Below are 20,730 nucleotides of genomic sequence, written 5' to 3' on the forward strand. Positions count from 1 at the left end.
GGCCGCGGATACGTTCGGCAACATGACCACCGACCAAGTATCCGATCGTGATCTCGTCCTGTCGGTCATCGACGACTTCTTCGACAAGGTCGACCGGCTCCATCAGCTGGATCCCGCAACGATGACCGAAGAAGAACTGTGGCGCTATCTGGAAACCGAGCATCGGGTGAGCGAAACGCTGTCGATGCTTCAGCGCAACATGATCAAGTCGCTGACCCGCGCCAGCCCCGAAGAGTTGGGCGGCGAGCTTCCTGACGTCCTCGCTGAAGCCCTGCATATCAGCCGCGAAGATGCCGAGCGACGTATCGACGAAGCCATGGCGGCGACCTGAGGCCGGTCGGGTCAAACCTATGCTGAGGCAATGGCGTCGATTTTCACCAAGATCATCAACCGTGAACTGCCCGGCCGCTTCGTGTACGAGGACGACGACGTCGTCGCGTTCCTGACGATCGAGCCGATGACGCAAGGCCACACCCTGGTGGTGCCGCGCGCGGAGATCGACCAGTGGCAGGACGTCGACGCCGCGGCATTCGCCCGCGTCATGGAGGTGAGCCAGCTGATCGGTAAGGCCGTGACGAAGGCCTTCTCCGCCGACCGCGCCGGCGTGATCATCGCGGGCCTAGAGGTGCCGCACCTGCACGTGCACGTCTTTCCCGCGCGCAACCTCAGCGACTTCGGCTTCGCCCACGTCGACCGGAACCCGTCCCCGGAGTCGCTGGACGAGGCGCAGGCCAAGATCAAGGCGGCGCTCGCGGAGTTGGCGTAAGCAGCCTTGCGCTGAGACTGCGTCCACGGCGGGTTTGCGCGGCGTGTCGTCGCCTTCAGCGCAGGATCAATGCACCCGGTCGCCAACCGGGGCGGGCACGTCGCTGACCCGGGGCAGCGCGACCCGGAAGCAACACCCCTGCCCGGGCGCGGTGGTCACCGTGACGCTGCCGCCATGCGCCTTGACCAGCGAGTCGACGATCGACAATCCGAGCCCGGTGCCGCCGCTGGCTCGCGCCCGCGACGAGTCGGTGCGATAGAAGCGCTCGAAGATACGGTCGGCGTCCTCCTGGCTCATGCCCGGCCCCTTGTCGGCGATCTCGAGTACCGCGTCGTCGCCGTCGGTGCCGACCCGGATGGTGACGTCAGCGGTGACCGGCGTGTGCTGGATCGCGTTGGCGATCAGGTTGCCCAGCACCTGACGCAGTCGCGCCTCGTCGCCCAACACCTCCGGGGTACCGGGCCCGTCGAACACCTCCATGGTGATGGTGCGTTTGGGGTCGATGGCGCGCCCGTCGTGCACGGCGTCGCTGGCCAGCGCCAGCAGGTCCACTCGGTTATGTTCCAGCGGCCGCTGCACATCCAAACGCGCCAGCAGCAGCAGGTCGTCGACCAGCAACCCCATCCGGCTGGCTTCGCTTTCAATCCGCGACAGCAGCATCGAGACGTCCCGAGCGGCGCCCTGGCGGTACAACTCGGCGAACCCGCGGATGGTCGTCAATGGGGTCCGCAGTTCGTGGCTGGCGTCGGTGATGAACCGCCGCATCCGCTCCTCTGAATTGCGAGCGGTTTCGGCCGACGACTCCGAGGCGGCCACCGCCTGCTGGATCTGCGACAGCATTCCGTTGAGCGCCAAGGAAAGTCGGCCCACTTCGGTGCGCGGGTCACGTTCGGTGACGCGGCGGTCCAGCTGGCCCGCGGCGATCGCGGCCGCGGTCTGCTCGACTTCGGCCAGTGGCCGCAGACTGCGATACACCACCACGAAGCTGGCGATGCCGACCACCACCAGCACCGCGGTGCCGATCCCGGCCTGCAGCCAGACCAGCGACCGGACCGTGTGGTCGACATCGGACAGGTCGATGGCCACCGTCGTGATCCCACCCTGCGGCCCGCGGACCGTCACCGCGCGCCACTTGATGTCGGAGTCGCTGACTGACGGGAGCGTCGTCGGGTTGGGACCGACGTCGTTGTTGGCAGGCAGCGCCGGCTCGGCGTTGCGGTCATTGATGGCCGTCATGGGGTGGCCGTCCGGGCTGATCGCCCGCACGTAGAACTTCGACGGCGGCCGGGCCGGATCGAAGCCCTGACCGTTCGACGTGGTGTGCTTCCACGGCGCCTGTGCCCAGGTGCGGCTGGCGTCCATCAAGGTCGAGTCGATGCGGCTGACCAGGCTGTGCCGCAGGATCGACGTGACCGCCACCCCCGAACCCAGCAGACCGCACAAGACCAGCACCAGGGTTGCTGCCACCAGGCTCACCCGCAGGGGCACGCCGCGGCGGTACCGGCCGGTCATCTCAGCGTGGTTCGCGCAGCACGTAGCCCACCCCTCGCAGGGTATGCAGCAGGCGCTTCTCCCCGGTGTCGATCTTGCGGCGCAGGTACGATACATAGGACTCCACGACGTTGACGTCGCCACCGAAGTCGTAGCGCCAGACGTGGTCGAGGATCTTCGGCTTGCTCAGTACGGTGCCGGCGTTGATCACGAAGTAGCGCAACAGCGTGAACTCGGTGGGCGACAGGGAGACCGGCTGGCCGGCCTTCCACACTTCGTGCGTCTCCTCGTCGAGTTCGATGTCGGCGAACGTCAGTCGGGCGTTGCGGGGTTCGTTGCTGACGCCCTTGCCGGCGCGGCGCAGAATGACCCGCAGCCGGGCGACCACCTCTTCGAGGCTGAAGGGCTTGGTCACATAGTCGTCGCCACCGAGGGTGAGACCGGCGATCTTGTCCTGCAAGGAGTCGCGGGCGGTCAGGAACAGGGCCGGGGCGTCGATGCCGTCGGCGCGCAAGCGGCGCAGCACACCGAATCCGTCCATTCCCGGCATCATCACGTCGAGGATCACCGCGTCCGGCCTGGATTCGCGGGCGCGGTCGAGGGCCTGGGCGCCGTTGGTCGCGGTGATGACCTCAAATCCCTGGAATTTCAGGCTGACCGAGAGCAGCTCGACGATGTTGACCTCGTCGTCGACGACGAGGATGCGAGCCTCCGGTTTGGTGTTCTCCGCGCCGGGGTGTCCCAGTGTCACGTCAGTCTCCCGAACTTGAGTATTAGCTTCAGATTCATTGAAAACTTCCTGAGAGGACGGTGCAAGTAATCTGCTAGCAGTCTGCCAGGCGTCGCGGTGTGGCCCGGGAACCGCGCGGTGTCGGGCGTGCATCTGCCGCGAATAGACTCGGAGAATGAACCTCGTCAAAGCCCTCATGGGTGTTGCGACCGCTCCCGCGCGGGCCGGGTTGGCCGCCGCGGAAGCGAGCCTGAATATTGCCGGCGCGGGGGTGGGCCTGGCCAAGCAGGCGCTCGGCGATACCGGCGGCCCGAGTGGATCGAACGCGATGGCCAACATGCTGGGCATCGACGACACGCTGGCGCGGGCCAACCGGCTGGCGCGCCTGCTCGACGACGACATGCCGCTGGGACGCGCTATCGCTCCCAATGGTCCGATGGACCGGATGTTGCGCCCGGGCGGGGTGGTGGATCTGCTTACCTCGGAGGGCGGGCTGATCGACCGGCTGACGGCCGAGGGCGGCGGCCTGCAGCGCGCCCTGCAGCCCGGCGGCCTGGCTGACCAGCTGCTGGGCGCCGACGGAATGGTGGAGCGGGTGCTGGCCGAGGACGGCCTGGCCGACAAACTGCTCTCCGAGGGCGGCCTGATCGACACCTTGACGGCCAAGAACGGCCCGCTGGAGCAGCTGGCCGACGTGGCCGACACCCTGGCACGACTGGCACCCGGGATGGAGGCGCTGGAACCGGCGATCGCCACCCTGCAGGACGCGGTCATCTCGCTGACCATGGTGGTCAATCCGCTGAGCAGTATCGCCGACCGCATCCCGTTGCCGGGGCGGCGGCCACGTTCGTCGTCGCGGCCGGTGCGCTCCCAACGCATCGTCGAGGGCGAGCCGTGACCAGTTAGGCTGGCACCGGTTTTACCGGCCTCCTTAGCTCAGTGGTAGAGCACTCGCCTTGTAAGCGAGCGGTCGTCAGTTCAATCCTGACAGGGGGCTCAATAGCTGGGCGACTATTTGCGCTGCTAGACAATGGTTCTCGACGTTGCTACGGCGACCGCTGAGCCGGTTTTGCCCACATTTTGCCCACAATTTCATCTAACTTTTCGGCAGCTGCACTCAAGTCGTCATCGAAAAGTTCGGCGTAGACGTCCAGCGTCATGGCCGCAGATTCGTGCCCGAGCATTCGCTGGACCACCTTCGGATTGGCACCCGATGAGATTGCCAGCGAGGCCGCCGTATGGCGCAGCGCGTGCGCGGTGACGGCCGGGAACGCCTTGTCAGCCTTGCGGCAGCGCGCGACCGCACCGGAGAGCCAGGAATCGTGCGACGACGGCGGCGCGAGGTACCCGCCGTCACGAGCTGGCCAGATCAGCTCGTCGCGCTCTTTGCCTTCACAGGTCCGCGCCAGCTCGGTAACGACGAATGCCGCCAGGGCCACAGTGCGCGCTTTGCCTGACTTCAGGGAGCCCACGAACGTCTGGCGGCCGATGGTGACCGCGTTGCGATGCAGCTCGATCCGGCGGCGCAGAAAGTCGACATCTGCGACCCGCAGCGCCGCTGCCTCACCCCAGCGCAGCCCGGCCGTGCCGAGCAGCAGCACAAGCGAGCGGTAGCGGCCCGATTCGTCGGCCAGCTGTCGCAGCTGATCTGCGGTCAGGTAGACGTTGCGGCGCTTCGGCTTCGGGGGCAGCTTGACCCCGCGCGCCGCGTTGGCGGTGATCATCCGGTCGCGTACCGCGTCGTCAAGGATGCGGGCCAGCACCGAGTGAGCGGTCTGCACGATGACCGCGCCGCGTTTGGTGGCCAGCTCGGACACCCATGCTTGCACGTCGGAGTAGACGATCTCGGATACCCGCACGTGCGCCCAGCGCGGCTTGACGTGCACGCGCCAGGCCGATTCATAGGAGCGGTACCCGCTGGGCTTCATGTGGCCTTTCTGACGGGCCAGCCAGCCCGGTCCCAGCTCCCCGACCGTGATGCGGCCCAGCGATGGCGCGACGTACTCGCCGCGCAGCTTGGTCACCTCGACGGTGCTGGCGAACCGCTCGGCGTCTCGCTTGGTCGTAAAACCGCGCTTGTCGGTCTGTCGGCGGTCCGGCGTGCGGTAGCGCACTCGCCAACGCTTGCCTGACTTCGTTTGGTATGTCTCAATTTTCGCCATTGTCAGACCTCTCTGTTCCGCGCCCGGTACGCCCGCTGACGGCATGGTGACGAGCAGTAGCGCGCACCCCGTCGCGCAGTGAATGTCGACCCGCACTCGTCGCAAGTCGCTTTGGTCTTCTCGGCCGCCCGGTAGTAGGTCTGCTGGCGGCACGCGTTGGAACAGACGAACCGTTCCCGGCGTGGGTCGGCGCGCAGCGCAACGCAGAGGCCGCACGCTTCGCAGCGGCCGACGTCGAGGGGGCCGTCAGGGTGTGTGAGCACTACGCGCCCGGTCGACGTCCTCTGCTGCCACTGCCCTGCGGTCTTGGCTGTGCGCGCGCACTGGGCGCAGATAACGGCGTCCTCGATCCGCCGCGCAGTGCGCTTGCGGTAGTGGATGCAGGCGCAGCGCACGGCGGGCTTGCGCACGGTCGGGGTGCTCTCGATATCGCACACCGGGCACCGAAGCGTTGTTGGCATATCTGTAACGCTACCGCAGACCGTTACAGATAGCCCAACATGTAGGCGGCAATCAACCGCGTTACAGATATACCAACATGCAATTTTCTCCCAGTACTGTCAGCCCGCCTGGCTAATCTAACGGCATGTCCGCATCGACTGACAGAAACCAGCAAAGGCACTGTCTGCCAGCGTGTTTGCTGTTTGGCAACTTTTTAGGAGTCCGACTATGAGCAAAACTACCGCTGACGTGCTGTCTTGCGGCCGCGCTCACCAGGCCGACGCGCGGGTCGCGCTCGACGGGACGGGCCAACTTGAGCGCTTGCTCAAAGCCGAGGAACTCGCGCCCCTGGTCGGCACATCGGTCAATCAGCTAGCGCAATGGCGATTCCACGGCGATGGTCCGCCGTTCATCAAGTTCGGACGCCGCAGCGTTCGCTACAGGTGGTCGGACGTGCAGGCGTGGTGCGACGCGAACCTACGCACCCAGACCTAGAAACCGAACGCGACCCGCACAGGCATGGAGCTGTGCGGGTCGCAACGTCCGATCCCGAGGACAACGCCAATGCTAACGAACCCACCGCCCGGCGGCGATGCAGCCTCAGCGGTGCAGCAGCTCCCTGCCAGGCCACCCGACTGGACCGACGACTGGCCCGCCGACATCGTGGCCGAAGCGTTCGCCGAGCTGTGCTTTCCGGATAACATAGGGCTGTCCGACCCGCCCGACGACTTCAACGCGAAATCCTGGCGAGCGCTCAAATCTGCTGTGCGCAAGCGTCTCCCGCACCGCAACGGCCGCACATCGCCCACCGTCGCACCGGGTGCTAATCCGAAGTATGTGAAGGCCGTTGTCGACAAAACGATGGCCGAGTTGGTAGTAGAGGGATCGGGTGCGCGCAACGACAAGCTGAATAAGGTAGCGCTGCGCTGCGCCAGAGTGCTGCCCTCTGACCCTGCCATCCGCGAGATGCTGCGTCGAGAGCTGGTCGCGGCGTGTGACAGCAACCATCTCAATTTTGACGACGGCGAGCACGATACCCACGGCACAATCAGCTCGGCGTTCCAGGCGGCGGACCGATTCGGCCCGGCTGACGTTCCGGAGCCGAAAGACATAGAGCCTAAAGTTCATTCACTGACCGAGACCGAGTTTCTTCACGAGCTGGTGGGCAACCGCTGGACGCCACCGCGTGACGACTCACGCAGCAGCGACCCGGCCGCAGAAGGCGAAGCGCTTGAGGGTGTCATCACTGACCGTATGCGCGCGTTGCGGGTGGTCCGAGAAGCCAAGCGCCGCCTCGATGATGAGGAACGCCCGCAGGCGATCCCGCCAGCCGTCAAAGGGCTGACCCAGCTGCTCGGCGAACCTGACACCCCGGTCGTCTACCGCATCAACGAGCTGGCACCAGAGGACGGCCGCGTCCTGCTCAGCGCTCAATACAAGGCAGGGAAGACGACCGTCGTCGGCAACTTGCTGCGATCCCTGGCCGATGGCGAGCCGTTCCTAGGCCGGTTCACCGTGGCCACCCGCGCCCGCAACGTCGTGCTCATCGACACCGAAATGAGTGAGACCACACTACGTCGATGGCTGGCCGATCAGAGAATCACCAATACGAGGGCTGTTGCTGACGTTGTTGCGTTGCGCGGCAAGGTAAGTGCGCTCAATCTGCCCGACGACCGCAGCCGGGCACAGTGGGCCGCCAGGCTGGCCAGCATCCGGTGCGACTACCTGATACTGGACTGCCTGCGCCCGGTGCTCGACGCCCTCGGTCTCGATGAGAACCACGACGCCGGACGGTTCCTGGTCGCCTTCGACGCACTGCTGGCAGAGGCCGGGATCGGCAACGCGCTGATCGTGCAGCACATGGGGCACGCCAACGAACGCGCGCGCGGCGACTCCCGGTTGCAGGACTGGCCAGACGCCATCTGGCGGCTGGTCCGCGAGACCGACCAACCGGACTCGGCGCGGTTCTTCACCGCACACGGACGAGACGTGGACGTGGCAGAGGGTCGGCGACGTTCGATCCGGCCACCCGGCGGCTGTCGTATGTGCTCGGCTCGCGCGGGGACGCCAAGACCGAGGCCGCCAAGACAGCGACCATCAAGCTGCTGGCCGGTGCCGAGGCGATGAGCAAGAAGGCAATCGAAGCCGCGCTGGCCGACGAGCACACCCAAAAGGCAGTCCGTGACGGTCTCGCGCTGGCGCTCAGACATGGGCTCGTAACGGTCACAGACGGGCCACACGGGGCGAAGATGCACAGCCTCGCCCACCCGTGCACCGAGTGCGGCTGGCCCGTCTCATCGGGCCAGCAGCGGCACGAATCATGCCGCCCGACATCGGGGGGCACAGCGGAATGAATCTCCCCAGCTCGTCGGCTCGTTGCAGCTCGTTGCCAGCTCGTCAACGAACTGGTGAGAACCAGCTCGTTAGCTCGTTAGCTCGTATAGGAGCTAACGAGCAACGAGGTGCTCACAGACGACCTGGCTCACCCATCGGGAAAGTGCTCAGTTCGTTGGGTCGCCGCGACTGCCCGCCCCTGGCCCGCTCAACCGCCAACCGAGAGGAATCGACGATATGACCGCACATAAACCGGCTCAAAACGCCGCTGCGCGAGCACGAGTGTTCCTGCGTGACGAACTGACGCCTGGCGGTCCGGCGCGCCCTAGCGCCGATCTGAGAGCCGCAGCGGAGGCGGCCGGGATCGCCTGGCGGAATGTCGAGAGGCAGCGGGCGGCGCTCGGCGTCGTCAGCGAGCAGCGCCGCACCGACGCCGGTCGGCAGACCGTCTGGTCACGTCCGGCCGAACCTGCGACCTCGCCAGCCGAGCGGGTCGCGCCACGGCTGCCCGGGGCTGCGCCAGCCGAGCGGATCGCGCCAACGGTCCGCAAGGGTCAGCTCGGCCAGGCCGCTAAGTATGTGCTCAACCACCCGCAGCCACGACCGAGAGGAACACACCAATGACCAACGCACGCAAACCGATTCCGCTGATAGAGGGCTACCACTGGCAGCACCCGTTGCCAACGATGTTCTGGCCCGACCGCTACGGCGGCCTGATCAGCGCCGAGGACCGCGCGGTCGCGCTGGCCGTAGTGGAGATGGTCGACGCCTGGCGGCGCAACGATCCGGCCGCCGTCGCCAACATCTTGCGCAGCGCGGACATATTGCACGTCGCCGCGCTGGCGGCATATTTCCTGTCGCGACCGATCCGGCATGACCCGAATCCGCCCGCCATCGCCGCGCTGCTGCGCGAACGTGCCCGCCAGAACTACCGCGTCCGGTTGCAGCACTCGACGCTGATGGGGACCGACTGGGACGACGGCGGGACCGCCGATCAGATCATGCTGGCCGACCTCGACATGATCACGCTCGCGGAACTGATCGCAGCCGACGACGAACACGGCGTGCAACAGTTCATCGGCCGCACGGGCGGTATCGACCAGACACCCGTGTTCGGCTCAGCGTCGTGCGGCACACGTCTGCTCGCGGGCGTGTGGACGGCAGACGGTCTCGCGCAGCTGCGCAAGCAGTACGGGGGCCAACAGTGACCGGCATCGGCGCGCAGATACCCGACCCCTATCGCGGCTGGCTGTGCTTCACGGCACTGCCCGACGAGCTGCAACAGGCAGAGGACGCCACGCTGGCGCACGACAATCAGCTAGAGAGCCGCAGCCCCGGCCAGTGCTTCGACCGCGCGGCAACCGACGCCGAGCGAACTTTGCTGGCGCACTCAGGTTTTGACTTACCCGACGATTTGCTCACGCACGTGGACAGGCTTACCGCGTCCGTTCGTCGGCGGCGCTGGCCACAGCTCGAAGCTCAAGCACAACTACTGGAGGACGCACCATGACCACACCCGCAGCACCCGCCGACGCTGCACCGGCCGACAGCTCGGCCGCCGATCAGGCAGCGCAGCCGGACGCCGCCGCACCCGAGGTCGCAGCGCAGCCCGAGGCTAATCCGCCGGCCAACGGTGATGACCGCGACGACGCGGCCGACAGCGACGACGCTGACGGCCAGGACGACAGCGACGACGGGCCGGAGAAGGGCCGAGCGGCCCGTCAGGCCGCTTCCTACCGTCGCCAGCTCCGAGAGAGCCAAGACTCACTGGTGGCCGCCACAGCGGCGCTCGGCGTGCAGCAGTGGGCCATCGTGGAAGCTGCCGCCGTCGCGGCCGGGTTCGATCCGAAGCTGCGCAACCTGATCGAGTCGTCCGGCGTCGAGCTGGCCAGCCTGGTCAACGACAGCGGCCTGGTCGATGCCGCCAAGGTGGCCGCGTGCATTCGGGACACGGCGTCAGCGTTCAACGTGCACCCGAAGCCGCCCATGCCTCACCCCACGCCGGGGCAAGGGCAGGGCGTCGGCCCCGGTCCGGAGCCGGGATGGAACACGTTGATTAGCGACGCGGCCAGGGGACACAGGTAAACTGGCTTCCTTGGCGGCAGTGCTGCGCACTCGCCGCAATCGGCCCAGAGGGCACACCGGAATCGGCCAGCGGTCACCGGCTCACACACATTCCCTGATCAATTCGTGCCCTCTGAGAGGTAACAATCATGACCCTGACCACTGTCAATTCGGGCGGCATTCTGCGGCCTGAAGACGTTGGCGATCTGATCGTCCGGCCGGTGGCCCGCGCATCGGTGGCGTTCCAAGTCAGCACTTTCGTACAGACCGCGAGCAAGGAATACCGGCTACCCATCGTCGCCGCTGACCCCTCCGCGTCATTCGTCGCGGAAGGCGCCGAAATCCCTATCACCGACCAGGACGTCGACGAGGTGATTGTAGAGCCCAAAAAGGTTGCGGGACTGAGCGTTTGCTCTCGCGAGCTGGCGAACGACAGTAGCCCCGAGGCTACCCAGACGATTGGCGACGGCCTGGCCCGTGACATCGCCAAAAAGGTCGACGCGGCCTACTTCGGCAACACCACGGCGAACGGTCCTGCGGGCCTGCGCGCGCTGTCCGGTGTGACCGAGGTCGACGCGACCGGACCAATCAGCGATCTCGACGTGTTCGCCGAGGCACTGGCCGAGAGCGAGAACGTCGGCGGCACGATCACGTCGTTTGTCGCTTCGCCGACCGTGTCGCTGGCGCTGGCTCAGCTCAAGCAGTACAGCGCCGCAGGTTCCAACCTGCCGCTACTACAGCCTGACCCGACGCAACCGACCCGACGACTCATCCAGGGCGTGCCGCTGGTGATCAGCCCGGCGGTCGGCAACGACGTGATATGGGCTGTGTCGCAACAGTTCTCATACATCATTTTGCGCGAGGACGTCGAGGTTGTTGCCGACTCGTCGGCGTTTTTCACGTCCGACCGGATCGCGGTGCGCGCCACCATGCGCGTCTCGTGGGGCTTCCCGCACCCCGCCAGCATCGTCAAGATCGTCCTGTCTGAGTCGAGCTAGAACGCGCCAGGCGGCCCGGCTGGCCACCCGTCGGTCACCGGGCTGCCCACGGCGCATTGAGAGGCCGCTATGACGCTCAAGATGGTGACGACCGCGTTCGTCCTGCTGCACCCAACCCTTGCCGGTGTGAGCCTGCCGAGCGCGGAGCTGGCCAAGGTGCCCGGCCTGATCGAGGACGCATCGGTGTTGATCGAGGGATATCTAGAACGCAGCTATCCCGATCCACCTGCCAATCCGACCGACCCCAATCCGGTGCCGGAGCCCGCGCGGATCGTGTGCCGCCGGGCCGTGGCCCGCGCTGTGGTCACGCCGGACGCCGATCCCCGGTTCGACAGCTACGCCAGCGCGATGGGCTCGATGAGTCATACCAAGCACGTCAGGCAGGACGTGATGGGTGGCGGTGTCTGGCTGACCCGTCAGGACAAAATGATCTTGGACGGCATTGGTAGCGCAGATCGCATCGTGCACGTGTCGATGCAGCCCGAACGATCATGCCCGCCGGTACCGCCGGGGCGCTGGTGGGAGATGCGTCCCGCGTAGACCCCACGTCCGGCGGGTCGCCCCACCTATCCGTCACCTGGTCGGGCCTGGTGTCACAACCTCAACCGCCGGACGTTGGGCCGAACCTGAAATGCGTTGTGCGCCAACGGTTACGCCATCATGCAATGCATCGGCATAAGTGCTCGAATGTGGTTGCTAGACAGTCGATTACCAGCACTCGCCACATGCGAAAGTCATTGCGGTGCAGTGCGTCCCAGCGTCGTTAGCGATGCTCGGCATAGTTAGCTATCGTATCCTGGCAACGGTCAGCGGACTTAGCTGCGCGTCGTGGAGATTGCGCTGACCTGCGGGTATGGCTACAGCAAACTTGCTGACTACCCCTGGGGGGCAGCCCTCCCCTTTGCTGGCAACGCCGGGCCGCTTGCGTCGCGCTGCCGGTAGGCTCAATTCCCAGCTTTGAGATGGCGAACTGCGTTGCAGCAGTGTGGCTTTCGCGATGCGGCTGCGTGCGAGACCCCCTGCGCACCAACGACTTTCGTGCGCACTGAATGCATTGCTGCATAACAACTTTCGCGCACACCGCCCACTGTGACCAGTGCCGATGACACCGGCAACTCCCGGCGTTGGTCGGTCGTGCCTGTTCGCTGTGGTTGGCGCGACCCCGGCAGCAAACTTCCGATATGCTTGCCAGCGCCGCGCGTGCCGATGCGGCGTCGGCGCGCACCGGGTAGCGGCGCGTTGTTGCACACGGGCTTTGCGCTCGGACGGCGGCCGGGCTTCGCCGCAGCTCGGAACCGCCGGAGGCGGCCCGGCCCCGCCAGCGCCCATTGGCTCACGCTGGCGGCCGGGTCGCATTCAGTCACCAGCGATGTCCCGTTTTCCCGGCCAGCCGACCTCAATTGCACGCGCTGTCGCAAGGTCGTACCTGCGCGTGCGGCGACGGCTGAAGCGCCGGTTCGACAGCGGTCCCGCCCACGACGCCTCAAGCACTGGCTTCGGCCGCGACTCGTCAGGACTGCTCATCACGATCACGTCGACCGATTCACCGGGCTTCAACGCGGCGAGTTTGTCGCTCCACATCGGCCACCCGACTATCGGCGGGATGGGTTCCTGATGAGTCTTGCCGTCGTCGTCGATTCGCGTATTCAGCTGCGCGATGCCCATATCGGCAAGCCATACGCGCGGTCGGCAATCGCTGCCAGACACTCGCACGTCGTGGGCGGTGCCGTCGCCGAAATTGGTCAGGCGCACGACTCCGCGCCGGTCCCAGTGCTGGCGGACCCGGCCCGCTTCGCCGTCCTTCTCTGCCCGGTACATCTGGTCGGCCACTTCGAGCGTCTCGCCAAACAGTGCCATCCGCAGATCGGCGCGCGGTCGGGTCAGCCATGTGTTGAGTCCGAACGTGATCAGCGCCGCAACGCTGCCGCCCGTGACGAGAGCCGACCAATCGACCACACCGGCACGATAACGGCGACGCTGGGCTAGCCAGGGTAGCCACGCCAGCCCGGGGGGAATCTATCCAGCCGTTCGGCTTTCCGCCTAGACTTTCAATCCATGCAACGTGAGCCGAGTGCACAAGAACCGGCTCAAAATCCTGGCCGGTCTCAGCCAGTACAGAGCGCGTTCGATGCATTCGAGGCGAGGCTTCGGCATTACGCAGTCGACACAGGAAACCGAACGTCCACTGGCGACCTGACGTCCGCAGCAACCGGCGTCCAGACGCAGCAGCTCCCAAAACTTAAGTCTCGCAAGGGCATCATTGCTATTCGCATGTCACTATGGGCCACCTTCGGCGTAGTCTTTGGACTCGGGCCTGTGATCGCAAACTCCATCAAGAGTGGCATGTCGGCCCACGGTCTCGATCTCACAGAGGTGCTTGGGCGCGGCGAACTGTTCATTGTGGGAGCCGTAATCGCTGGCGGCGCACTAGGCGAGTTAGTCGCAGCGTTCTTGGCGCAAGATTTCAGCACTAAGGCCACCGGGTTTAAATTGGCTGCGATCTTGGCGGGCTTCGGTGCAGTCTTGGGCCTGTTCGCCAACACAGCGGGCTACATGACACAGGCGGACCCACACACAGTGCGGGACGCGTCCGAGTGGTTTTTTCTGCTCACACTCGTTCCTTGCGGCGCAATCATCGGATTGGTGGCAAGTTGATGAACACTCTTGACTTCGCAACATGGCTGTCGATTGCTGGTGCAGCCCTTGCCGTGCTGGGCATGCTTACCGCGTTCATCACTTATCGGAATGCTCGCCGTCTCCGGAAAAATCTGCCTGACTCCGAGTCTGAGACAGCTATCCGCGTCGTGGTTGTGGTGCCGGAGGAAGAACGTCGATATTTCCTTAAAGTGCCACCTGGCCTAAGCAGTTGGCAAGTATTGGACACAGTCGCGAATGCGCTTGAGAAAGCCTGGATAGAGAAGGACGAAACAGGGCCTGGGAAGGCGGAGCCTCTACCTTCCCCGCCGGGAAAACCTGGTTCGCTGACCGCCACGGCCGAGACGGCAGCCGAATTAACTGATCCTGACGAATGACCGCCGTCGAGGTACGCGATGCGTGCGGCTCCGGCCGTTGCCCTCTTTCTGCCCACATTTTGCCCACAGTTACACTAACTTTCACTAACGTCGACTAACGACAATATGCAGCTAGAGCGGTTTTCAACCCCCTGAATTGGGCCTCAAATACAGTTCAATCCTGACAGGGGGCTCCGATGCTCACAGATCGCTGCGCACGGTGCGCGCCGCGGCGACCGACATCTGCGCAATCTCGTCGATCAAGTCGTCCCTGGAGACCGTCAGCTTTCCGTCGAGCCAGCTGGTGACGGCCTTGGTGGTGCCGGCCACGATCACCAGGGTGGCCAGCCGCAGGCGATGATATTGCCGCTCGTCGCTCTGGGTTCCGGCCAGCAGCAGCGCAGTGAGCAGTTCGGCGAGTTCATGCTCGGCCCCGCCGACGGTGTCGTTGAGCATCTCGCTGCCCACGAGTTCGGTGAACACCCGCGCCTTGCGTGGGTCATCGGTCAGCACCGTGATGACCCGGCCGATGCCCATGCGCGCGCGGTCGATCAACTCCGAGCCCGAGTCGGCCATCGAATCGAGCACGCCGCCGGTGATCTCGGCGAGCAGGCTCTGCGCCAGAGCGACGAAAAGTTCGTCACGGGCCCGGAAGCTTTCGTAGAAGTACCGTTTCGACAGACCGGCCTGCCGGCTCACCGCTTCGACGGTGGCGGCAGCCAATCCGGCAGTGCCGGCGATTTCCAGGCACGCCTCGAGCAACTGACTGCGGCGCAGGTCGCGTCGTTCGTCTGCGCTGACTCCGCGAAATGGCCGCACGACGCGGGTCACGAGGCAATCTTGACACAGCCTGGCGCTCAGGATGCTTCGGCAACCGGGTGGCCATTGGCCCGTTGCGTTGGGGACTTTCGGCCCTACGGACCGGATATGACACCTGTCAACATACTTGGAACCGTCCAGTTCCTACTTTGCGGCAGGGGAACCCGATGCTGAGCCTTCCCACCACACCGCGGTCGCTCGCCGCGCGGGTTGCCGGCTTGCGAAGCAGGAAGCCCGACTCCCCCACCTTGCCGCGCACCGACGGCCCGTCGCGGCGCTGGGGGCCGTCCCGGACGGCGTCGGCGCGCCGCCCCGTCCGCGTCGTCGAGGTTGTCAAGGAGACCGATGAGGCGGTGACGCTGGTCCTGGAGGTCCTCGACGGCCGGCCGCTCGCGTTTCGCGCTGGGCAGTACCTGACCCACTGCTTCGACATCGACGGCGTGACCGTCAAACGCGCATATTCGATCTGTGCCGCCGAGGGCGATCGACTGGCGTGCACCGTCAAGGCCATCGACGGCGGTGTCGCCTCGGGTTTCGTGCACCGCAATGTCGTTGCGGGATACGAGTACACGGTGCTCGGGCCGTCGGGCGACTTCGTTCTTCCCGACGAGGATTCATCGCCGTTGGCGTTCCTGGCGGCGGGCAGTGGCATCACCCCGGTGATCAGCATGATCGAGACCGCGCTGCGGCGCTGGCCGGAGCGCGAGATCTCGCTGATCTATGCCTCACGCCACCAGGGCGGCATCATCTTCGGGCGCCGACTGTCGGCCTTGGCCGAGGCACACCCGTCGTTGCGGGTCGTGCATGTGCTGACCCAGCCGGACCCGGGATGGCCAGGCGAGACGGGCCGGCTCACCGGCCAGCGCGCCGCCGAGTTGCTGGCGACTGGTCGGGGCACTCACGTGTTCCTGTGCGGCCCAACGGAATTGATGGACGCGACCACCGACGCGCTGATGGGCACGGGGCTCGACCCGGAGCGGATCCATCGGGAACGGTTCTATGCGGCACCGCAGCACCGCCGCACGTTGCCGACCGAACCGCACGACGTGGAGTTCCGCGTGTCAGGTCGCACCATCACCCAGCAGCCGGGCGAAACAATCCTGGAGGCGGGCCTGCGCAGCGGACTGGCCCTGAACTTCAGTTGCACCGTCGGCGGTTGCGCCGCCTGCAAGCTCAAAGTGATCAGCGGCGCGGTGGCGGTCGACGAACCGAACTGCCTGAGCGACCACGAACGTTCCGACGGCTACATCCTCGGCTGCTCGGCCTACGCCCAAGACAGCGTCGTCCTCGACGCGTAAACCAGGAGGTTCGCGATGACCACCGTAGTGAAAACGTCCGTTGAGTCGATGCTGCGCGGCCTACCGATCAAGGCGCAGAACAGGATTCACAAGACCCTCGACAGCGTGGGGCTGATGTTGTCGGTGCAGAACCCCAAGGTCGCCGCGTCCATGGCCCCCTCGGCGGTACGCGGGCTGATACTGGGACGGGGCAGGCACGGAGATCACGTGGACATGCCCGCCCACCACAGCGCCCACTTCCGGCTCAACTACCAGAGCGACTTCAGCGAGATGTATGACCTGTACCGCCGTGCGGTGTCCAAGCAGTGGGACGGTGAAGGTGATCTGCCGTGGGAGCTCGACGTCACCCCGGACAACCCCGCCACGCAGATCCTTCCGCGCAGCTTCGTGCCGTTCGACGAGATCGAGGGGTTCGGTATCCGACTGACGGCGCTCGAAGAGCGCCAGCTGACTTGGGACATCGCGGCGTGGCTGCTGAGCCAGTTCATGCATGGTGAGCAGGGGGCGCTGTTCGCTTCGGCGCAGGTGACGGAGTGCGTGCACTGGACGGACGCCAAGCTGTACGGAGCGACCCAGGTCATGGACGAGGGCCGGCACCTTGAGGTCTTCCTGCGCTACCTCGACACCAAGCTCGAAAAGATCTACACCGTCAACGACAACCTGTTCGTCCTCATCGACGAGCTCATGACCGACGGCCGATGGGATTTCAAGTTCCTCGGGATGCAGATCATGATCGAGGGACTGGCGCTCGGCGCGTTCACCACGATCTACCAGCAAACGCGTGAGCCGCTGCTCAAAGAGTTGCTCAAGATGGTGATTCAGGACGAAGCCCGCCACGTGCACTACGGCGTGCTGGCCCTGCGCGATCACATCACCCAGAACATCTCGGAGAAAGAGCGCCGGGAGCGCGAAGACTGGGTGTACGAGGTAGCACTGCTGATGCGCAACCGCTTCCTGATGCACGAAGTGTATGAAGAGTGGTTCTCACACAAGGTGCCGCTGAAGGTGTGGGACGAACAGATGATGGATTCGCCCAGCATGGTCAAGTTCCGCAACATCATGTTCGAGCGGCTCATCCCCAACCTCGAATACATCGGACTGATGAGCGACCGGATCAAGGGCCACTACGAAAAGTCCGGACTGACAAGGTATCTCGGCGGCAGAAACGCCACCCAGCTCACCGAGGACGATCTGACCGCCGACACCGGCTACGAGCACGATGAGCTGCCAAGCGAACTCGCGGAGGTGGCGGCCGGATCACCGAGCTAGCCACCCGGGCGTGGCCCACTTGCTCAGTCCTCGCGTTTGCAACAGGGGTTGGCCAGGGCGCTGACCCCACCCGGAACCCGATGAGCTGTTCTTAGGCTGGTCCCGCTGGCAAGATGCTCCTGTCGTCAGTCGCAAGGCAGGGGAAGCCGGATGTCATTCGTCGTCGCAGGTGCCGAACAGATCGCGGCCGCGGTCGCAGACGTGACGAGCATCGGGACGGCGGTCACGCGAGCCAACATCGCCGCGGCACCACCGACGACTGAGTTGTTGGCTGCGGCTGAAGATGAAGTGTCGGCGGCGATCGCGCGGTTCTTCGGTGATCACGGGCTGGCATATATCTCGACGAGTGACTGGGTGGCGCAAACGCAGACTCGGTTCGCGCAGCTGCTGAGCTTTGCGCAGACTTCCTACACCGACACCGAGGCCGCGATCACGGCGTCAGTGCGGGGCCCGATCGGAGCCGCGGAGGCGGCCGGCCCGTTGCGGGCCGTGACCGACGACATCCTGGACGTGGTCAACGCGCCGACGAACTTTATGCTGGGGCGCCCCCTGATCGGCGACGGGGCCAACGGCGCGCCCGGCACCGGGCAGGCCGGCGGAGCGGGCGGGATTCTGTGGGGCACCGGCGGCGCGGGTGGCTGGGTGCTGGGCAATGGCGGGGCCGGCGGTGTCGGAGGGATTGGCCTCGGGCCCATCGCCGCCGGGAGCGGTGGGATCGGCGGGAGGGCACTGTCGCTCTTCGGCGCCCCGGGAGCCACCGGCAGCGTCGGGGAGCATCCGGCCGTGTTGCAAGTGTCTCAACAGCAAGCCCTTGATCTGCTCACCACAGCACCTGACGTGAATTTCCTGTTGATCGGCACGGACGGCACCAACTTGGCCGGAATCCTGGCCGACCCTGCCGGCACCCCCAACTTCCACGCCTTCATGCAACAAAGCGTCACCTCCGCCTCGACGATCGTCGGACACACCACCATCTCCAATCCCTCATGGACGACCATTCAGACCGGTGTCTGGATGGAGACGGCCGGTGTGAGCAACAACGTGTTCACCCCCTGGACCTACGACACCTGGCCGACCGTCTACAACCAACTCGAGGCGACCTGGGGCGACCAGATCAACACGACGGTCATCGCCAACGGGGAAGGCAGCACCAGCGGGATCAACACTCGAATCGCCGGCGCCGGTGCATTCCCCGCCGACCACATCGAATTCGTCCCGCAGGTCCCGGGCGACACGGATTGGATCGCCACACAAAACCTGGTCGGCATCAAGACGCAGGCCGCGATCTTGGCCGCCCCGTCCAGCCAGGGCAATCTGATCTTCGCGTCGTTCGCGGGTGTCGACAACAACGCCCATCAATACGGCGGTGACTCGCCGCAGTACGCAGCGGCCTTGCGGAACCTGGACTACAACCTCGGCAAGCAACTTCCCACCAACATGGGCGGTTCGGGTCTGCTGGGAGCGGTAGCAGACTGGGAGGCCGCGCACCCTGGCGAGCAATGGTCGACGCTGGTGGTCACTGACCACGGCGAGATCGGGCCCGACCAGTTCGGCCGCGGCCACGGCTTCCAATCCCCGCGTGAGACAGCGACTTTCCTGATTTTCGATCAGGCCGGCAACGATGTGCGCGACGGTTGGATCAACAACTCGTGGCAGACCGTCAGTACGACGCCGACGATTCTGCAGCAATTCAACCTGATGCCGCCCTCGTATATGCAGGGCGCGCCGCTGACCGCCCCCGTATTCGACAGCACCTACGTCGATCCGGACAACAATCTGTTCAGGGTGCTCAGTGCCACCTTTGCGGCGCAGGGTTACCCCGATCCCGTGACCAATTACGCTCTGGACTCGCGCACGGTCGCGGCCACGATACCCTATCTGGTGTACGGCCCGATTCAGAACATCGTCGATGCGGTGCCCGAGTTCTTGCAGCTGCCGGTCTCATGGGTTGGCGCCGGGATCTATCAGTCCCTGAACATCCCGGCCCAGATCTGGTGCCGGTTGACCGGCGTAACCGGAAACCAGATCATCCCGCCGATTCTCAACCCCTTCTATTCCTAGGGATCGCCACGGCGCCTGCGGCCCCGCGCAGCCGAAGTCAGTTGGTGGTGGGTGGTGCTTTTGGTTGGAAGGGGTCGTACCACCACCAGTCGGCGCGTTCGCCGAGGGGCCCTCTGCGGGGCGGAACGTCGGGCGGGGGCTGGGTCGGTGGCCGGGCCAGTGATCCAGCACTGAGGGTTTGCCCGGATTCGTCGGTGACGACGAGGTGGGTGGCGTCGCCGCTGATGGTGATTTCGCCGCGGTGGTGCAGTCGGTGGTGGTACGGGCAAACCAACACAAGATTGAGCAGCTCGGTCGGGCCGCCGTGTTCCCAGTGCCGGATGTGGTGGGCGTGCAGGCCTCGGGTGGCGCCACAGCCGGGCACGACGCAGCTCGGGTGACGGTGCTCCAAGGCGCGCCGCAACCGTCGGCTGATCTGGCGGGTCGTGCGGCCGGCGCCTATGACGTCGCCGTCGCGTTCGAACCACACTTCCCAGGTGGCATCACAGGTCAGGTACTGGCGCTCGGCTTCGCTCAGCAGCGGGCCGAGATGCAGTGCGGCGGCTGGCTTGTCCACGTCGAGGTGCACGACGACCGTGGTGTGCGCGCCGTGCGGGCGCGCGGCCGCCTCGACATCCCAGCCCGTCTCCACCAGCCGCAGAAACGCCTGCACCGTGTTCGGAAACGGCGGCGCGGTCTCGGCGGCACTATCACCACGATCGCGTTTCCACTCCGCGATCAGCGCCTCCCGATGCGCCGACAGCGCCGCCTCAAAACCTGCGGCCTGCGAATGCGGCAGGGTAATCCGCCACGTCGTGGACTCCTCGCCGCTGGTTTTGGTGACCGAGGCCGGCGGCCGCGGCCGCGGCCCGGGCGCCGGGCGGGGTTCGAGCTTGAGCGCCGTGCGCAACTGGTTGACCGTGGCCACCCGCGCAAACCGCTCATAATGCTCGTCGGAGCCCTGCCCCGCGCGGGCGGCGATCACCCCCACCTGATCCAGCGACAGCTGCCCCTCCCGCAAACCCCGGGTGCAGCGCGGAAACTCCTCCACCCGTTCCGCGACCGCGGTGATCGTGTGCGCATTGGCCGAAGACACCCCCAACTTCCACGCCACCAACGCCGCCACCGACCGGGCACCGGTCATCCCACACAACCCGTCACGATCGATCTCCGCGACGATCTCCACAATGCGCCCATCGATCGCATTACGCTGACCGGCCAACTCCCCCAACTCCTCGAACAGCTCCGCCAACCGCTCCTTCGGCATCAGCACCGCAGAGCCCGATGAAGCGGACGAAGACATAACC

22 protein-coding genes and 1 tRNA gene are annotated in these 20,730 nt (G+C 65.7%); 17 read left to right on the forward strand and 6 right to left on the reverse strand.

Annotated elements, in window-relative coordinates:
• Window positions 1-22: 22 nt before the first annotated feature.
• A complete protein-coding gene (locus tag AWC08_RS29290) occupies window positions 23-331 on the forward strand; it encodes a hypothetical protein (RefSeq protein ID WP_065134274.1) in 309 nt (102 codons plus the stop codon).
• A 30-nt stretch (window positions 332-361) separates the two neighbouring features.
• A complete protein-coding gene (locus AWC08_RS29295) occupies window positions 362-766 on the forward strand; it encodes an HIT family protein (protein WP_065134275.1) in 405 nt (134 codons plus the stop codon).
• Between the two features lie 66 nt (window positions 767-832).
• On the opposite strand, the gene AWC08_RS29300 is transcribed toward AWC08_RS29295, so the two are convergent.
• On the reverse strand, window positions 833-2,278 hold the full coding sequence (locus AWC08_RS29300; RefSeq protein WP_065134276.1) for a sensor histidine kinase: 1,446 nt from the start codon (window positions 2,276-2,278) through the stop codon (window positions 833-835).
• A 1-nt stretch (window position 2,279) separates the two neighbouring features.
• The gene (phoP, locus tag AWC08_RS29305) at window positions 2,280-3,008 is read right to left on the reverse strand and encodes a two-component system response regulator PhoP (RefSeq protein ID WP_174900797.1); all 729 of its coding nucleotides are present in this window, start codon (window positions 3,006-3,008) and stop codon (window positions 2,280-2,282) included.
• Between the two features lie 154 nt (window positions 3,009-3,162).
• Here phoP and AWC08_RS29310 point away from each other — a divergent pair, with 154 nt between their 5' ends.
• Both AWC08_RS29310 and AWC08_RS29315 read left to right on the forward strand, forming a co-directional pair.
• Complete coding sequence (locus tag AWC08_RS29310) at window positions 3,163-3,885, forward strand: hypothetical protein (protein ID WP_065134277.1); 723 nt, start codon at window positions 3,163-3,165, stop codon at window positions 3,883-3,885.
• Window positions 3,886-3,912: 27 nt separating this feature from the next.
• A tRNA-Thr gene (locus AWC08_RS29315) sits at window positions 3,913-3,984 on the forward strand.
• A gap of 49 nt (window positions 3,985-4,033) precedes the next feature.
• Here the strand turns inward: AWC08_RS29315 and AWC08_RS29320 are convergent.
• Window positions 4,034-5,149, reverse strand: a complete 1,116-nt coding sequence (locus AWC08_RS29320) for a tyrosine-type recombinase/integrase (protein ID WP_069435155.1) — start codon at window positions 5,147-5,149, stop codon at window positions 4,034-4,036.
• Window positions 5,150-5,818: 669 nt separating this feature from the next.
• Here AWC08_RS29320 and AWC08_RS29330 point away from each other — a divergent pair.
• The 8 genes from AWC08_RS29330 to AWC08_RS29365 all read left to right on the forward strand — a co-directional run bounded on the left by AWC08_RS29330 (window position 5,819) and on the right by AWC08_RS29365 (window position 11,526).
• Window positions 5,819-6,085 carry a helix-turn-helix transcriptional regulator gene (locus tag AWC08_RS29330; protein ID WP_069435157.1) on the forward strand — a complete coding sequence of 89 codons (267 nt, stop codon included), beginning with the start codon at window positions 5,819-5,821 and terminating at the stop codon, window positions 6,083-6,085.
• 111 nt (window positions 6,086-6,196) lie between these two features.
• Window positions 6,197-7,717, forward strand: a complete 1,521-nt coding sequence (locus tag AWC08_RS29335; protein WP_069435158.1) for an AAA family ATPase — start codon at window positions 6,197-6,199, stop codon at window positions 7,715-7,717.
• 444 nt (window positions 7,718-8,161) lie between these two features.
• On the forward strand, window positions 8,162-8,548 hold the full coding sequence (locus tag AWC08_RS35940) for a hypothetical protein (RefSeq protein ID WP_142283880.1): 387 nt from the start codon (window positions 8,162-8,164) through the stop codon (window positions 8,546-8,548).
• Complete coding sequence (locus tag AWC08_RS29345; protein ID WP_069435160.1) at window positions 8,545-9,132, forward strand: hypothetical protein; 588 nt, start codon at window positions 8,545-8,547, stop codon at window positions 9,130-9,132. The genes AWC08_RS35940 and AWC08_RS29345 overlap by 4 nt, the downstream gene beginning before the upstream one ends.
• Window positions 9,129-9,434 carry a hypothetical protein gene (locus tag AWC08_RS29350; protein WP_069435161.1) on the forward strand — a complete coding sequence of 102 codons (306 nt, stop codon included), beginning with the start codon at window positions 9,129-9,131 and terminating at the stop codon, window positions 9,432-9,434. Before AWC08_RS29345 ends, AWC08_RS29350 begins: the two co-directional genes overlap by 4 nt.
• A complete protein-coding gene (locus AWC08_RS29355) occupies window positions 9,431-10,009 on the forward strand; it encodes a hypothetical protein (protein WP_069435162.1) in 579 nt (192 codons plus the stop codon). Before AWC08_RS29350 ends, AWC08_RS29355 begins: the two co-directional genes overlap by 4 nt.
• 128 nt (window positions 10,010-10,137) lie before the next feature.
• A complete protein-coding gene (locus AWC08_RS29360) occupies window positions 10,138-10,986 on the forward strand; it encodes a phage major capsid protein (RefSeq protein ID WP_069435163.1) in 849 nt (282 codons plus the stop codon).
• Window positions 10,987-11,055: 69 nt separating this feature from the next.
• Window positions 11,056-11,526: a maleylacetoacetate isomerase family protein gene (locus AWC08_RS29365; RefSeq protein WP_069435164.1), complete on the forward strand. Its 471-nt coding sequence runs from the start codon at window positions 11,056-11,058 to the stop codon at window positions 11,524-11,526.
• 816 nt (window positions 11,527-12,342) lie between these two features.
• On the opposite strand, the gene AWC08_RS29370 is transcribed toward AWC08_RS29365, so the two are convergent.
• Entirely contained in the window at window positions 12,343-12,942 is a 600-nt protein-coding gene (locus tag AWC08_RS29370) for a hypothetical protein (protein ID WP_069435165.1), read from the reverse strand.
• A gap of 99 nt (window positions 12,943-13,041) precedes the next feature.
• Between AWC08_RS29370 and AWC08_RS35945 the strand changes: the two genes are divergently transcribed.
• Together AWC08_RS35945 and AWC08_RS35950 are read left to right on the forward strand one after the other, a co-directional pair.
• Window positions 13,042-13,641 carry a hypothetical protein gene (locus AWC08_RS35945; protein WP_142283881.1) on the forward strand — a complete coding sequence of 200 codons (600 nt, stop codon included), beginning with the start codon at window positions 13,042-13,044 and terminating at the stop codon, window positions 13,639-13,641.
• Window positions 13,641-14,018 (forward strand): hypothetical protein, encoded by a 378-nt coding sequence (locus AWC08_RS35950; RefSeq protein ID WP_142283882.1) that lies wholly within the window; start codon window positions 13,641-13,643, stop codon window positions 14,016-14,018. The genes AWC08_RS35945 and AWC08_RS35950 overlap by 1 nt, the downstream gene beginning before the upstream one ends.
• Before the next feature lie 180 nt (window positions 14,019-14,198).
• On the opposite strand, the gene AWC08_RS29380 is transcribed toward AWC08_RS35950, so the two are convergent.
• Window positions 14,199-14,828: a TetR/AcrR family transcriptional regulator gene (locus tag AWC08_RS29380; protein WP_065134278.1), complete on the reverse strand. Its 630-nt coding sequence runs from the start codon at window positions 14,826-14,828 to the stop codon at window positions 14,199-14,201.
• 155 nt (window positions 14,829-14,983) lie between these two features.
• Between AWC08_RS29380 and AWC08_RS29385 the strand changes: the two genes are divergently transcribed.
• From AWC08_RS29385 to AWC08_RS29395, 3 genes are all read left to right on the forward strand, one after another.
• The gene (locus AWC08_RS29385; protein ID WP_159460033.1) at window positions 14,984-16,114 is read left to right on the forward strand and encodes a ferredoxin--NADP reductase; all 1,131 of its coding nucleotides are present in this window, start codon (window positions 14,984-14,986) and stop codon (window positions 16,112-16,114) included.
• Window positions 16,115-16,129: 15 nt separating this feature from the next.
• Window positions 16,130-17,383: a ferritin-like domain-containing protein gene (locus tag AWC08_RS29390; RefSeq protein WP_065134280.1), complete on the forward strand. Its 1,254-nt coding sequence runs from the start codon at window positions 16,130-16,132 to the stop codon at window positions 17,381-17,383.
• A 150-nt stretch (window positions 17,384-17,533) separates the two neighbouring features.
• A complete protein-coding gene (locus tag AWC08_RS29395; protein ID WP_085088619.1) occupies window positions 17,534-19,444 on the forward strand; it encodes a PE domain-containing protein in 1,911 nt (636 codons plus the stop codon).
• Window positions 19,445-19,481: 37 nt separating this feature from the next.
• On the opposite strand, the gene AWC08_RS29400 is transcribed toward AWC08_RS29395, so the two are convergent.
• Complete coding sequence (locus tag AWC08_RS29400) at window positions 19,482-20,726, reverse strand: HNH endonuclease signature motif containing protein (protein WP_065132385.1); 1,245 nt, start codon at window positions 20,724-20,726, stop codon at window positions 19,482-19,484.
• Between the last annotated feature and the right edge of the window lie 4 nt (window positions 20,727-20,730).

It is taken from the genome of Mycobacterium gordonae (genome assembly GCF_002101675.1).
GTDB lineage: Bacteria > Actinomycetota > Actinomycetes > Mycobacteriales > Mycobacteriaceae > Mycobacterium > Mycobacterium gordonae.